Origin of the sequence: Pseudomonas sp. 25 R 14, from assembly GCF_900004755.1 — a bacterium.
Lineage (GTDB): Bacteria > Pseudomonadota > Gammaproteobacteria > Pseudomonadales > Pseudomonadaceae > Aquipseudomonas > Aquipseudomonas brenneri.
In genome coordinates, this window is the sequence record NZ_CVTS01000010.1 from 122,146 (window position 1) to 134,878 (window position 12,733).

14 protein-coding genes and 1 pseudogene are annotated in these 12,733 nt (G+C 59.7%); 2 read left to right on the forward strand and 13 right to left on the reverse strand.

Annotated features, from left to right (window positions below; genetic code table 11):
• Positions 1-122: 122 nt before the first annotated feature.
• The 4 genes from BFQ03_RS01850 to minC form a co-directional block, all read right to left on the reverse strand.
• Positions 123-758 carry an RluA family pseudouridine synthase gene (locus BFQ03_RS01850; RefSeq protein WP_065942377.1) on the reverse strand — a complete coding sequence of 212 codons (636 nt, stop codon included), beginning with the start codon at positions 756-758 and terminating at the stop codon, positions 123-125.
• A gap of 189 nt (positions 759-947) precedes the next feature.
• Positions 948-1,202, reverse strand: coding sequence for a cell division topological specificity factor MinE (minE, locus tag BFQ03_RS01855; RefSeq protein WP_032863259.1), 255 nt, complete (start codon positions 1,200-1,202; stop codon positions 948-950).
• Between the two features lie 3 nt (positions 1,203-1,205).
• Positions 1,206-2,018, reverse strand: a complete 813-nt coding sequence (gene minD / locus BFQ03_RS01860; protein WP_032863258.1) for a septum site-determining protein MinD — start codon at positions 2,016-2,018, stop codon at positions 1,206-1,208.
• Positions 2,019-2,218: 200 nt separating this feature from the next.
• Positions 2,219-2,956, reverse strand: a complete 738-nt coding sequence (gene minC / locus BFQ03_RS01865; protein WP_032863256.1) for a septum site-determining protein MinC — start codon at positions 2,954-2,956, stop codon at positions 2,219-2,221.
• A gap of 118 nt (positions 2,957-3,074) precedes the next feature.
• Here minC and BFQ03_RS01870 point away from each other — a divergent pair, with 118 nt between their 5' ends.
• Complete coding sequence (locus BFQ03_RS01870; RefSeq protein WP_032863255.1) at positions 3,075-4,007, forward strand: lipid A biosynthesis lauroyl acyltransferase; 933 nt, start codon at positions 3,075-3,077, stop codon at positions 4,005-4,007.
• Between the two features lie 35 nt (positions 4,008-4,042).
• Entirely contained in the window at positions 4,043-5,191 is a 1,149-nt protein-coding gene (locus BFQ03_RS01875) for a patatin-like phospholipase family protein (RefSeq protein ID WP_032863254.1), read from the forward strand.
• Positions 5,192-5,196: 5 nt separating this feature from the next.
• Here the strand turns inward: BFQ03_RS01875 and BFQ03_RS30460 are convergent.
• The 9 genes and pseudogenes from BFQ03_RS30460 to puuE form a co-directional block, all read right to left on the reverse strand.
• Positions 5,197-5,283 (reverse strand): annotated as a pseudogene (locus tag BFQ03_RS30460) (outer membrane lipoprotein carrier protein LolA); the annotation flags it as partial.
• A 31-nt stretch (positions 5,284-5,314) separates the two neighbouring features.
• A complete protein-coding gene (locus BFQ03_RS01880; protein ID WP_032863253.1) occupies positions 5,315-6,100 on the reverse strand; it encodes an outer membrane protein OmpK in 786 nt (261 codons plus the stop codon).
• Positions 6,097-6,492: a hypothetical protein gene (locus BFQ03_RS29535; protein WP_130898266.1), complete on the reverse strand. Its 396-nt coding sequence runs from the start codon at positions 6,490-6,492 to the stop codon at positions 6,097-6,099. The genes BFQ03_RS01880 and BFQ03_RS29535 overlap by 4 nt, the downstream gene beginning before the upstream one ends.
• Before the next feature lie 44 nt (positions 6,493-6,536).
• A complete protein-coding gene (locus BFQ03_RS01885; RefSeq protein ID WP_065942378.1) occupies positions 6,537-7,880 on the reverse strand; it encodes a nucleobase:cation symporter-2 family protein in 1,344 nt (447 codons plus the stop codon).
• A gap of 197 nt (positions 7,881-8,077) precedes the next feature.
• On the reverse strand, positions 8,078-9,376 hold the full coding sequence (locus BFQ03_RS01890) for a urate hydroxylase PuuD (RefSeq protein ID WP_065942379.1): 1,299 nt from the start codon (positions 9,374-9,376) through the stop codon (positions 8,078-8,080).
• A 51-nt stretch (positions 9,377-9,427) separates the two neighbouring features.
• Complete coding sequence (locus tag BFQ03_RS01895) at positions 9,428-9,931, reverse strand: ureidoglycolate lyase (protein WP_032863250.1); 504 nt, start codon at positions 9,929-9,931, stop codon at positions 9,428-9,430.
• Between the two features lie 147 nt (positions 9,932-10,078).
• Positions 10,079-11,074 carry an allantoicase gene (alc, locus tag BFQ03_RS01900; protein ID WP_032863249.1) on the reverse strand — a complete coding sequence of 332 codons (996 nt, stop codon included), beginning with the start codon at positions 11,072-11,074 and terminating at the stop codon, positions 10,079-10,081.
• A gap of 81 nt (positions 11,075-11,155) precedes the next feature.
• On the reverse strand, positions 11,156-11,671 hold the full coding sequence (uraD, locus tag BFQ03_RS01905) for a 2-oxo-4-hydroxy-4-carboxy-5-ureidoimidazoline decarboxylase (protein WP_032863248.1): 516 nt from the start codon (positions 11,669-11,671) through the stop codon (positions 11,156-11,158).
• On the reverse strand, positions 11,668-12,594 hold the full coding sequence (puuE, locus tag BFQ03_RS01910) for an allantoinase PuuE (RefSeq protein WP_032863247.1): 927 nt from the start codon (positions 12,592-12,594) through the stop codon (positions 11,668-11,670). The genes uraD and puuE overlap by 4 nt, the downstream gene beginning before the upstream one ends.
• Positions 12,595-12,733: the final 139 nt, after the last annotated feature.

Consider the following 12,733-nt stretch of genomic DNA (forward strand, 5'->3'; position numbering starts at 1 on the left):
GCACAGAACAAATGTGGGAGCGGGCTTGCTCGCGAATGCGGTGTGTCAGTCAGCCTTTCTGTGACTGATAGACCGCATTCGCGAGCAAGCCCGCTCCCACATTTTTGATCGGGTTGCCAATTTTAGAACGGCGCAGGGCACTCGAAGCGCAAACGTTCGCCGCTTTGCGGGTGAGTAAAGCTCAGCATGCTCGCGTGCAGGCACAGGCGGGGCCAGGCAGCCAGGGCCTGTTCGTGGGCATACAAACCGTCGCCCAGCAGCGGGTGACCGATGGACAGCATATGCACGCGCAACTGGTGTGAACGTCCGGTAATCGGCGTCAGCTCAACCCGGCACCAATCCCCGCAACGCTCCAGGACTTTCCAGAAGGTCAGTGCGTGTTTGCCGAACTCATGGTCCACCACATGTCGCGGCTTGGTCGGCGGGTCATAGCGCAGCGGCAGGTCGATGCTGCCACTGTCCAGTTCCGGTTGGCCCCAGCACAAGGCTGTGTAGGCTTTTTCGGTTTCGCGGTCGTGAAACTGACGGGACAGTTCGCGGTGGGTGTCAGCATCCCGGGCCAGCAGGATGATCCCCGAAGTTTCCCAGTCCAGACGATGGACGATGCGGGCCTCGGGATAGCCGTTTTCCTGCAGGCGGGTGATCAGGCAATCCTTGTTGTCGTCGGCGCGACCTGGCACCGACAGCAGCAGGGTAGGCTTGTTCACCACCAGCACAGCGGCATCCTGGTGGAGAATATGGATATTGGACAGCGGCATTAAACAGCCTCGTAACAAACGCCAACGGCGGCTGCGCCCATCGCCTCTTGTAGGGGCGAGCTTGCTCGCGAAGAACCTGAGAGCGCCGCGTTTATCCAGGATGAACGCGGTGCACTTGAGTCCTTCGCGAGCAAGCTCGCTCCTACAGGGGGCGATATAGCGGAGCCGCCGTGGCGACCGCCTGTTCGATCAACGATCAGGCAGGGTGATATTGAGTTCCAGAATCGAGCAGCTGCCGTCATTTTCCAGGGCGACATGCACGTCATCGTTACCGATATTGACGTACTTGCGGATCACCTCCACCAGTTCCTTTTGCAGGGCTGGCAGGTAATCCGGGGTGCTGCGTTGGCCGCGTTCGTGCGCCACGATGATCTGTAGACGCTCTTTCGCTACCGACGCAGTGCTAGTTTTTTTGGTGGAGCGAAAGAAGTCAAAAATACTCATTGTTTAGTTGCCTCCAAACAGGCGCTCGAAGAATCCCTTCTTCTGTGCATCGAGGAAGCGATGTTCCACGGTCTTGCCCAGCAAGCGATCGACAGCATCGCTGTACGCCTGGCCGGCGTCGCTCTGGTCGTCGAGAATGACCGGTACGCCCTGGTTGGACGCCTTGAGTACCGCTTGGGATTCTGGGATCACACCCAGCAGCGCAACTGCCAGGATCTCTTTAACGTCTTCTACGCCCAGCATCTCGCCCTTGCTTACGCGCTCAGGGTTGTAGCGGGTCAGCAGCAGGTGCTCCTTGATCGGGTCTTCGCCTTTCTCGGCGCGACGGGATTTGCTGGCCAGCAGGCCCAGCATACGGTCCGAGTCACGTACCGAAGACACTTCCGGGTTGGTCACGACGATGGCTTCATCGGCGAAGTACATCGCCAGGTGAGCACCGGTCTCGATACCGGCCGGGGAGTCGCAGACCACGAACTCAAAGGTTTCCTTGAGTTCCATCAGGACTTTTTCCACGCCTTCTTTGGTCAGCGCGTCTTTGTCACGGGTCTGGCTGGCGGCCAGTACATACAGGTTCTCAAGGCGCTTGTCCTTGATCAGTGCCTGTTGCAGGTTGGCTTCGCCGTTGACCACGTTGACGAAGTCGTACACCACGCGGCGCTCGCAACCCATGATCAGGTCAAGGTTACGCAAGCCCACGTCGAAGTCGACGATGACTGTCTTGTGGCCGCGCAGAGCGAGGCCGGTACCGATAGCGGCGCTGGTGGTGGTCTTACCCACACCACCCTTGCCGGATGTAACCACGAGAATCTTGGCCAAGGTGTTTCACCCCTAAGGAAAAAGGACTTTTCGGTCCCTGAAAAACATCTCTTGAAACTCGCTGCAGGCGGACAGCCTTCGTAAGAAAAAGATGTGGTTCCCGTAGGGAAACGCCAACTTCCTATTGTTCCTACACAAGTCTTGCCGGTTTCGCTTTGCTATCAGAGTCTAGAGATGCTTGGAAAATGCGGCAGTATCCGTTAAAGACGGATGATGTTCAACACATCGCCCGACAGGCTGATCTGTACCCCGGCCCCCCACAGCGGATCACGCCGCAAATCTTCTGAAACCTTGTACTGCCCGGCGATGGACACCAGCTCAGCACTCAGTTGCTGGCAGAAAATCCGTGCCTTGGTATCACCCTTGACCCCGGCCAGTGCCCGACCGCGCATTGGGCCGTATACATGGATGTTGCCATCGGCGAGAAGTTCCGCACCGGGACTGACGGGGGCGACTACAACCAGATCGCCGCCCTGGGCGTAAATTTGCTGCCCGCCGCGTACGGGGGAGGTGATGATCTTTGTAGGCTTGATCGTCGGCTCGGGTGGTTTTTCCGGTTTTTTCTTCACTTCAGTTTCCACCGGGTCGAGCACGCGCTCGCGGGCGCCGGACGGTGGCAATACTGGCAGTTCAATGGCGATGGCCGCAGCGATGTCTTCAATGCGGCTGGCGCGAATGGCCAGGGTGCGCAGGCCATGTTGGCGGCACACGCGCATCAAGCCCGGCAGATCAACGGCGCCCTGGCCGGCTGGCAATTTGTCCAGGGCCAGCACCAGCGGCGCATTGTTGAAGAAATTCGGCGCGAGGGCGACTTTGGCGGCAAGCTGGCGATCCAGTGCGTCAAGGTCGTTGCGGGCCAGTTCCAGCACAGTAATGGCCAGCATGCTGCCCTTGAGCTGGAATACGGGATCTTGGTCTAGCGATTCAGTTTGGCTCATGGTCGGCAAAGCGGCTTGTCACGAAAAGTGTCGAGACTTATAACGAGAACATCCGCTAGCCGCAAGCCGGGTCGAACCGTTGTAGAATGCGCGGCCCTTGTCTTTACCGGAATCTGTAATGGATCGCCCGCGTTTTCGAGCTGTATTTTTTCACCCGCGCTTCTGGCTGTTGTGGCTGGGACTTGGTGTGCTGTGGTTGATCGTGCAGCTGCCATACCGGGTTTTGTTGGGGATTGGCCGTGTCCTGGGTGCGTTTATGTACCGAGTGGCCGGTGAACGTCGGCGTATTGCCGCGCGAAACCTGGAACTGTGCTTCCCGCAAATGTCCGCCCAGGAGCGTAAACATTTGCTCAAGGAAAACTTTGCGTCCACCGGCATCGCCTTCTTCGAGATGGCCATGAGCTGGTGGTGGCCCAAGCCACGCCTGGCGCGCCTGGCCCATGTCGAAGGGCTGGAACACCTCAAGCAGGCACAACTGGAAGGCAAGGGCGTGATCCTCATGGCCCTGCATTTCACCACCCTGGAGATCGGCGCTGCCTTGCTGGGCCAGAAGCACACCATCGATGGCATGTACCGTGAGCACGGCAACCCGTTGTTCGATTTCATCCAGCGCCGTGGCCGCGAGCGCCACAACCTCGATTCCCTGGCGGTAGAGCGTGAAGACGTGCGCGGCATGCTCAAGCTGCTGCGCGCCGGCCGGGCGATCTGGTATGCGCCGGACCAGGACTATGGCGCCAAGCAAAGCGTTTTTGTGCCGTTGTTCGGTATCCAGGCCGCCACGGTCACCGCCACCAGCAAGTTCGCGCGGCTGGGCAAGGCGTTAGTGGTGCCGTTTACCCAGCAGCGCCTGGCGGATGGCAGCGGTTACCGCATGGTGATTCATCCGCCGTTGCGCGACTTTCCCGGTGAGTCCGACGAAGTCGATTGCCTGCGCATCAACCAGTGGGTGGAAACGGTGGTGCGCGAGTGCCCTGAGCAATACCTGTGGGCCCATCGCCGTTTCAAGAGCCGGCCGCCGGGCGAACCCAAGCTGTACGAAAAGCGTCGCTGAACAAACGGACTGTCCCCCGCCCATGGAGTTATGCAATGCGCCCAACTGAACCGGTCACTGGCTTGATTCTTTCCGGCGGCGGGGCGCGTGCGGCGTATCAGGTCGGGGTGCTGGCGGCGATTGCCGAACTGTTGCCGCCGGGCGCGGCCAATCCCTTCCCGGTGATTGTCGGCACCTCGGCCGGCGCAATCAACGCCGTGAGCCTGGCCAGCGGGGCCATGGATTTTACCGCCGCCATTGAACGCCTCACCGCCTTCTGGCAGGGCTTTCGCAGCCATCTGGTACTGCGCAGCGACTGGCCGGGGGTGATTCACCAGGCCAGCCGCTTCCTGACCCGCAGCCTGTTGGGCCTGGGATCGCCGGTGCCGGTGGCGCTGCTCGACAGTTCGCCACTACGGGAACTGTTGCAGGAAAAATTGCATTTCGAAGGCATCAATGAGGCGATCCGCCATAAACACCTGCACGCCGTCGCCGTGACGGCGTTCGGCTATGAGTCGGGGCAGGCGGTGACGTTCTATCAGGGTGGCGGCACCATCGACGCCTGGCTGCGCCACCGGCGCATTGGCCTGCCCACGGAGTTGACCGTGGAGCACCTGCTGGCCAGCTCGGCGATTCCGTTGCTGTTTGCGCCAGTCAAACTCGATCAGGAGTATTTTGGCGATGGCGCCGTCCGGCAGTCGGCGCCGATCAGCCCGGCTTTGCACCTGGGGGCGAGCCGGGTGCTGGTGGTGGGCGTCAGTGGCAACCCGCGTTCCGTTGACCCGAATGAGCCGCAGCAACGCACTTACACCGGCCAGCAGCCGACCCTGGCGCAGATCGGCGGGCACATGCTCAACAGCACGTTCATTGACAGCCTTGAGAGCGATATCGAGTTGCTGGAGCGCCTCAACCAGTTCAGCCATCTGCAGCCGGCCGACAGCGCCGCGCGCGGTCTGGCACCGGTAGACGTGCTGGTGATTGCGCCCAGCCAGCCAATCGACGAGATTGCGGCGCGCCATCGCCAGGAACTGCCGGCAGCGTTGCGTCTGTTTTTACGTGGGCCAGGGGCGACCAAGACCAGCGGGGCGGGGGTGCTCAGCTATCTGCTGTTCGAGGCGGGGTATTGCAGTGAGTTGATCGAGCTGGGCCGGCGCGATGCGCTGGCCAAGCGCGAAGAGTTGCAGCGGTTCCTGGGCTTGGCCTGATCCCTTGTAGGAGCGAGCTTGCTCGCGAAAAACCTGAGAACGCCGCGTGCATTCAGGATACTCGCGTCATCGTTAACGATTTTCGCGAGCAAGCTCGCTCCTACAGGGGGCCGTGTTCAGGCTTTAGAAGTGGTACTTGACCAGCAGGCTCGCCGTGTCCTGATTGGTCTCGAACGCGCCGCTGTCCTGGATCCCGTACTTGTTCTTCCAGTAGTCGTATTCAAAGCCGACATACAACTGCTTGGCGCCCCAGCTCATGGCCTTGCCCAAGTCATATTTGACCTGCGGGTTGAAGTGCAGGTTGGCGTGGTAGGTGCCACGGGCGTTCTTGTCGTTATCCACCACCCAGTCCATGAAACCGTCGATCAGCACGTCGGAGTTGCCCACGGGAATGGTGTACGACCATACCGGCGTGATCTGCCATACGCCGTCACCCGGGCGATTGCCTTCGGTCTGGCGCTGGTAGAAGTTCAACTGGAAGTAATCGAAGCCGGGGATGTTCAAGTCAAATGCCGGGCCTACCAGGTAGGACTCATTGTCGCCTTCGCCGAACTCGTAAGTGAACGCCAGCAAGACATCTTTGATCGGTCCGAAGGACAAGTCTTTATCGAAGATCTTGCCAAACGACAGCCGTGGGCTGAACTCGCCATAGTAAGTATTGGGGCCGACGTTGCCGTCTTCCTTGCCGTTGTAAAAGATACGGTCGAGGAAGAAGAAGTTGTCGCCGTACTTCCACGCATCGGCATGTTCAAAGGTGACGGTTTGCTGGATCTCTGGGTTGACTTTGAAGTTCTTACCCCACAGGTAAGTCAGGCTGTTGTTCTGCCACTGCAGCAGGTCACCCGCCATCGCTTGGCCCCCAACCAACAGGGATCCTGCCAACATAAGGCTGTTCACGGTACGTTTCATTCGGTTGCTCCCGAGCTAAGGTTTTGTGGTTTTTCTTCTACGCAGGCGCTCTGGTGTGGCGCCTTTTGGTTCGCTGCAAAAATCGTCTGTTCGGTCAGCTTTAATGCTTTTAGCAAGAGCTGCGCCAAGGTGTTTGAAAAGCCAAAAAATCCCCGTCGGCTGCAGGGGATGCAGTCGAATTCAGAGGACTTTTGCGCACTTTGGCAGCCAACATAAGGCCGGGATAAGTTGGCCTTTAAGTCAGCTTTTACATTCGCTGTTTTTTTTTGAGTCGATTTGAGCGGGCGCGGAGAATACTGGCTCCAGAGCCTGTGCTCAAGTGCGCTGTAAAAGAGCGCGAGGGGCGAGAATGGGGCACGGCGTGTGGCCGGCCCCAGGTGAATGGCGTGCATGTGGATATTCCCTGTTCGTTGTTATTTTTGTAGTAACGAAGGAATCAATGCGTATGGGCGACTTCGGGTCGTTCTGAACCGCCCAGGATGTTGAACAACACGTTCAGCGACAACGCACTGAGCGTGGCCATGGCAATGCCGCTATGGGTAATCGGGCTCATCCACAACGGCAACTGGGCGAAGAACTCCGGGCGTACCACCGGAATCAGGCCCATGCCGATGCTCACGGCCACCAGCAACTGGTTACGGCGGTCGGCAATGTCGGCTTCCTGGAGGATCTTGATCCCGGTCGCCGCGACCATGCCGAACATCGCGATGGCCGCACCACCCAGCACCGCAGGTGGAATCGACGCTACCAAAAACGCCGCCTTGGGCAGCAGGCTCAGCACAATCAGAAAGGCCCCGGCCATGATCGTCACCGAGCGGCAACGCACGCCGGTCATCTGCACCAGGCCGATGTTCTGGGCGAAAGAGGAGTGGGTGAAGGTGTTGAAGAACCCGGCAAAGAACGATGCGCCGGCATCGCACAGCAGGCCGCGCCGTAGCATTTTCGGGGTGACTTCCTGCCCGGTGATCTTGCCCAGGGCCAGGAACATGCCGGTGGACTCGACGAAAATAATCACGACCACCAGGCACATCGACAGGATCGGCGCCAACTCGAACGTGGGCATGCCGAAGTGCAACGGCGTGACCACTTGCACCCACGGCGCCTGCTCCAGGCCACCGAGGTCGACCATGCCGAGCAAACCGCACAAGGCATAGCCCAGGGCCATGCCGATCAGCACCGAGATATTGACCCAGAAACCGCGCATGAAACGGTTGATCAACAGGATGGTGGCGAGTACCAGGCCGGCGATGGCCAGGTAGATCGGTGAGCCGAATTGCACAGCGCTGGCGCCACCGCCCGCCCAGTTCACCGCGACGGGAAACAACGAAAGACCGATGGCGGTGATCACGGTACCGGTCACCAACGGAGGGAAGAAGCGTACTACCTTGGACATGAACGGCGCGATCACCATACCAAAGAACCCGGCGGCGATGGTTGCGCCGAAGATCCCTTGCAGGCCGATACCCGGCATGCCTGCCATGGCGACCATGCTGCCGACCGCAGCAAAGCTGGCGCCCATCATCACCGGCATACGGATACCCAGCGGGCCGATGCCAAAGGACTGGACCATGGTGGCGATCCCCGCCACCAACAGGTCGGCGTTGATCAGAAAGGCGATTTCTTCACGGCTCAAACCCGCGGCTTGTCCGATGATCAGCGGTACGGCCACGGCGCCGCCGTACATCAGCAGTACATGTTGCAGGCCTACCAGGATCAGTTGCAAAAGTGGAAGCCGCACCATGGCGGGCGCGGCAGGAATCTGCGTTTCTAACTGGGACATGCAACACCTCGGATCTTTTTTATTTTTGTGTTGTTTGGCAGTCAATTGCCATTTGGAGCTCGATCTCAAAATCACCGCAGATCCCCTGTGGGAGCGGGCTTGCTCGCGAAAACGGCGGCTCAGTCACCTTAAGGGTTGAATGACACACCGCATTCGCGAGCAAGCCCGCTCCCACATTTTGGATTTGCGTCAGGCTGTCAGTTAGTGCGGGCCCCCTGATTGATCCAGCTACCAATCAACTCGCGTTCCTGTTGAGTCATCTGGGTAATGTTGCCCAGCGGCATGATCTGGCTGGCAACCGCCTGCGCTTGAATGCGCGCCGCTTGCTGCTGGATCTGCGCCGGGGTATCGAACATCACCCCGGCCGGTGCGGTGCTGAACAGCGGGCTGGTGGGCTTGGCCGAATGGCACACGGTGCAACGCTCTTCAATCACGCTATGTACCTTGCCAAAATCCGTCGAGGCCTGGGCCGCAGGCGCTTCTGCCGCTGGTGCTGGCGCGGCGGGAGTTGCTGGCTTGAGGCCGCCACCCAATGCGGTTTCCGGCAATGGCTGGTACTCGATCGCTGCTGGCGCCTTGGCCACGTCCGGTGTGGTAACCGCGGGTTTTGGACCGGTGACATAAGCCAGGCAGATCATCGCCAGGGCACCGACCGGCAGAGTCCAGGCGTATTTCTGGCTGTCGTGGCGGGTGTTGAAGTAGTGACGCACCAACACCGCCGCCACCGCGATCCCGGCCAGGATCAACCAGTTGTACTGGCTGCCGTAGGTGCTCGGGAAGTGGTTGCTGATCATGATGAACAGCACAGGCAGGGTGAAGTAGTTGTTATGGCGTGAACGCAACAGGCCCTTGGCCGGCAGTGCCGGGTCTGGCGTGCGGTTTTCCGCGATCGCCGCCACCAGCGCACGCTGGGCCGGCATGATGATGCGGAACACGTTGCCGACCATGATGGTGCCGATGATGGCGCCCACATGCAGGTACGCGCCACGGCCACTGAACACCTTGCTGAAGCCATAGGCGGCGCCGATCAACAGGACGAACAGGATGAAGCCGAGCAGGGCAGGGCGTTTGCCCAGGGCCGAGTCGCACAGAAAGGAGTAGATGAACCAGCCGGCGAACAGTGAGCCAATGCCCAGCAACACGCCTTCGGTACCGCTGAGGCTGCTGCCGGGGGCGAGCAGGTACAGCGTCGGGTTGAGGTAGAACACCACGCAGAGCAGCGCGACGCCCGACATCCAGGTGAAATAGGCTTCCCATTTGAACCAGTGCAGGTTGTCCGGCATGGTCGGTGGGGCCAGTTTGTATTTTTCCAGGTGGTAGATACCGCCACCGTGGATTGCCCATAAATCGCCAGCCAGGCCGCTTTTGGGGTTGACGCGGTTCAGGTTGTTTTCCAGCCATACGAAATAGAAAGACGCACCGATCCAGGCCACGCCAGTGATCATATGAACCCAGCGCACGCTAAGGTTCAGCCATTCCAACAGATGTGCTTCCACAGTCTTTACCTCTCGCCCGTCACCCTTGTTGTCGGGTGATCGGACCTTCTCTTATTGGTGGGGGGCGAGGATCAACCGCTCATCCTCTTTGAAAAAATGCTCATCGCAGTTATTGCCTGTGCCACTGCGATCAACCACCAGGAAGTCATCCCGCTTTTCGATCGTCAGCACCGGGTGGTGCCAGACGCCGCGATGGTAATTAATGCCCTGCCTGCCGTTGGTGACGAAGGCGCGGACCAAGCCTGATACAGGTTCATCGCCAACCGGCGCGACCACGATCAGAAAGGGGTTGCCGAGCAGCGGGATAAAGGCCTGGCTGCCCAGCGGGTGTCTTTCCAGCATGCACACGGTCAACGGCATGTCCTGCGCATCGGCGCGGAAGATGCTGATGATGGCGTGGTCTTCTGGCGTGGCGGTCTCGACCGTCGCCAGTTTATGAAAGCGCATGGTCGAGCCGTTGTTGATCATGAAGTGATCGCTGCCTTCGGTTTCGATAACGTCTCCGAAAGGGGCGAAGGCTTCTTTGGTCAAGGGTTCGATCATCAGTGTGCGCATGGCTGTCTTCTTAATCTGTTTAGTTATTGATGGATCTGTGTAGGAGCGAGCTTGCTCGCGAAAAACTCAAGGGCACCGCGTTTATCCAGGAGGGGCGCGTTATCGTTGACGATCTTCGCGAGCAAGCTCGCTCCTACATGGGCGGCCTTATTTAGCGACCTTGCCGAAAACCCGCAGGCGGCTCACACCACCATCCGGGAATACGTTGAGGCGGATGTGGGTGATCGGGCCCAGTGCCTTGATCTGCTCGGCGAAGGTGTGTTCGGCGTGCATTTCCAGTTTCTGTGCTGGCAGCAGTTCGCGCCAGAACAGCGATTGGGTTTCGATCTGGCTGTCGGTGCCGCCTTTGACGAACGCGCCCTGGATCGAGCAAGTGTCCGGGTAGTTGCCCTTGAAGTGCAGGGTATCGACCACCACTTTTTCGATCTCGCCGGCATGCCCCAGCGCGACGATTACCCAGTCATTGCCAGGCGTGCGACGGCGTGCGGTTTCCCAGCCATCGCCCATGTTGATGCCGCGGCCCGGGTTGAGGATGTTGCCCATGCGCCCGAAGTGTTCATCGGAGCAGGCCAGTGCGCGACCGCCATTGAGGGAGGAGGCCAGGTCCACTTGTTCGTTGTCACCCACGGTCGACCAGTCGCGGAACGGAATGCCGTACACACGCAGACGTGCTACGCCGCCATCCGGGAAGATGTTGAAGCGCAGGTGGCTGAACGCCTGGTCGTTGTTGATCTCGTGGAAGTGATGGCTGTTGCCCTGCAACTCTACGGCGGACAGTACTTCAACCCACTGGGTGTTGTCATCGGGCTCGCCCGAAGCCAGGAAGCAGCCTTCCAGGGACGCCGATGGCGGGAAGTTGCCGGTGAAGAATGAAGTGTCGATGTCCACGCCCTTGATCGAACCCGGTACGCCCAGGCGGATCACCGCGCTGTCGAAGCCTTCGAAGCGCTTGCGGCGGGACTCCCAGCCGTCCATCCACTTGCCGTTATCATCGAAAACGCCCTCCTTCCATACGGCCGGGGTCGGCTGGAACAGTCGGTTGGCGTCGGCGAACCAGTCATCGGTCACCGAGATGATCTTGGTGCCCAGGCGGGCGTCGGCCAGGTTGACGAACTTCTCGAAAGGTACGGGTTGCGCTTTCATTCTTCTTGTCTGCCTTAGATAGAGTGGCTTGGGATGCTTGCCAGGCCCTGGGCGTTGATCGATTCGCTCGGGCCAGGTTTGCTAAAGGGTCAGTAATCGGAACAACGCGATCTTGTTGATCTCTGCCAGCGCGCACTTGAACTCGGTCTCGACCGGGTTGTGGATGCGCGTTTCAAACGCGGCGAGGATTTGATGCCGGTTGCTGCCTTTTACCGCCATGATGAAGGGAAACTTGAACTTGGCCTTGTAGGCATCGTTCAGCTCGGTGAAGCGCGAAAACTCGTCGCTCGAGCATTGGTGGATACCGGCGCCAGCTTGTTCGTTAGTGCTGGCTTCGGTCAGTTGGCCCTGGACGGCAGCTTTGCCGGCCAGGTCCGGGTGAGCGTTGATCAGGGCCAGTTGCCTGGTGTGATCGGCACTCAACAGGATATCGCTCATGCGCTGGTGCAGGGTCTCAATCTCATCGATCGAAGCGTCCTGGCCCAGGTCGAAGGCCTTTTCGGCCACCCATGGCGAGTGTTCATAGATATCGGCGAAGGCTGCGACAAATTCGTCGCGGCTGAGGGTCGATGGTTTCAAGGTTTGGAACGCTGTCATTTGGCGGCTCCCTGGAAAGGGTGTACGTCATGCCAGTGGCGGGCAATGTCGACGCGGCGGGTGAACCACACCTGGTCATGGCCCTTGGCGTATTCGATAAAGCGCTTGAGTGCGGCCAGGCGCGCCGGGCGGCCGATCAGGCGGCAATGCAGGCCGATGGAGAGCATTTTCGGGGCCTCGGCACCTTCGGCATACAGCACATCGAAGGCGTCCTTGAGGTATTCGAAAAAGTCGTCGCCCTTGTTGAAGCCCTGGACCTGGGTGAAGCGCATGTCATTGGTGTCCAGGGTGTAGGGGATCACCAGGTGCGCCTTGCCGGTCGGGTTGTTCGGTTCCCAGTAGGGCAGGTCGTCGTCGTAGGTGTCGCAGTCATACAGGAAGCCGCCTTCCTCCATCACCAGTCGCCGTGTGTTGGGGCCGGTGCGCCCGGTGTACCAGCCCAGTGGGCGTTCGCCGGTCAGCTCGGTGAGGATACGGATGGCTTCGAGCATGTGCTCGCGCTCCTGGGCCTCATCCATGTATTGATAGTCGATCCAGCGGTAGCCGTGGCTGCAAATCTCGTGACCGGCGGCGACCATGGCGCGGATCACATCGGGGTGACGTTGTGCGGCCATGGCCACGGCGAAGATGGTCAGCGGAATGTCGAATTCCTTGAACAGCTTGAGGATGCGCCACACGCCGGCACGGCTGCCGTATTCGTACAGTGACTCCATGCTCATGTTGCGCGCGCCTTGCAGCGGTTGGGCCGAGACCATTTCCGAGAGGAAGGCTTCCGACTCTTTGTCGCCGTGCAGGATATTGCGCTCACCGCCTTCTTCGTAATTGAGTACGAACGACAGGGCAACGCGCGCCTTGCCCGGCCAGTGAGGGTGCGGTGGGTTACTGCCGTAACCGATCAGGTCGCGTGGGTAGTCAGCGCTCACTGCAGTCTTCCTTCTTGTTCGTGATCGATGGTGTGGCGGTCGTGGCGTCACAGCGATGGGCTGATTGTATACAACTTGATGGTCACTTTGTAAGCCTGTATTTCTGCATTTTTTCCAGGCGGTAGCAGAGGCCTATCCT

Bases quoted from the DNA above. Each gene is read 5' to 3' on its own strand.
- BFQ03_RS01870 (WP_032863255.1), top strand. From the start codon at position 3,075: ATGGATCGCCCGCGTTTTCGAGCTGTATTTTTTCACCCGCGCTTCTGG.
- minE (WP_032863259.1), bottom strand. From the start codon at position 1,202: ATGAGTATTTTTGACTTCTTTCGCTCCACCAAAAAAACTAGCACTGCG.
- alc (WP_032863249.1), bottom strand. From the start codon at position 11,074: ATGAAAGCGCAACCCGTACCTTTCGAGAAGTTCGTCAACCTGGCCGAC.
- BFQ03_RS01880 (WP_032863253.1), bottom strand. From the start codon at position 6,100: ATGAAACGTACCGTGAACAGCCTTATGTTGGCAGGATCCCTGTTGGTT.
- BFQ03_RS01850 (WP_065942377.1), bottom strand. From the start codon at position 758: ATGCCGCTGTCCAATATCCATATTCTCCACCAGGATGCCGCTGTGCTG.
- minC (WP_032863256.1), bottom strand. From the start codon at position 2,956: ATGAGCCAAACTGAATCGCTAGACCAAGATCCCGTATTCCAGCTCAAG.
- BFQ03_RS01895 (WP_032863250.1), bottom strand. From the start codon at position 9,931: ATGCGCACACTGATGATCGAACCCTTGACCAAAGAAGCCTTCGCCCCT.
- uraD (WP_032863248.1), bottom strand. From the start codon at position 11,671: ATGACAGCGTTCCAAACCTTGAAACCATCGACCCTCAGCCGCGACGAA.
- BFQ03_RS01885 (WP_065942378.1), bottom strand. From the start codon at position 7,880: ATGTCCCAGTTAGAAACGCAGATTCCTGCCGCGCCCGCCATGGTGCGG.
- BFQ03_RS01875 (WP_032863254.1), top strand. From the start codon at position 4,043: ATGCGCCCAACTGAACCGGTCACTGGCTTGATTCTTTCCGGCGGCGGG.
- BFQ03_RS29535 (WP_130898266.1), bottom strand. From the start codon at position 6,492: ATGCACGCCATTCACCTGGGGCCGGCCACACGCCGTGCCCCATTCTCG.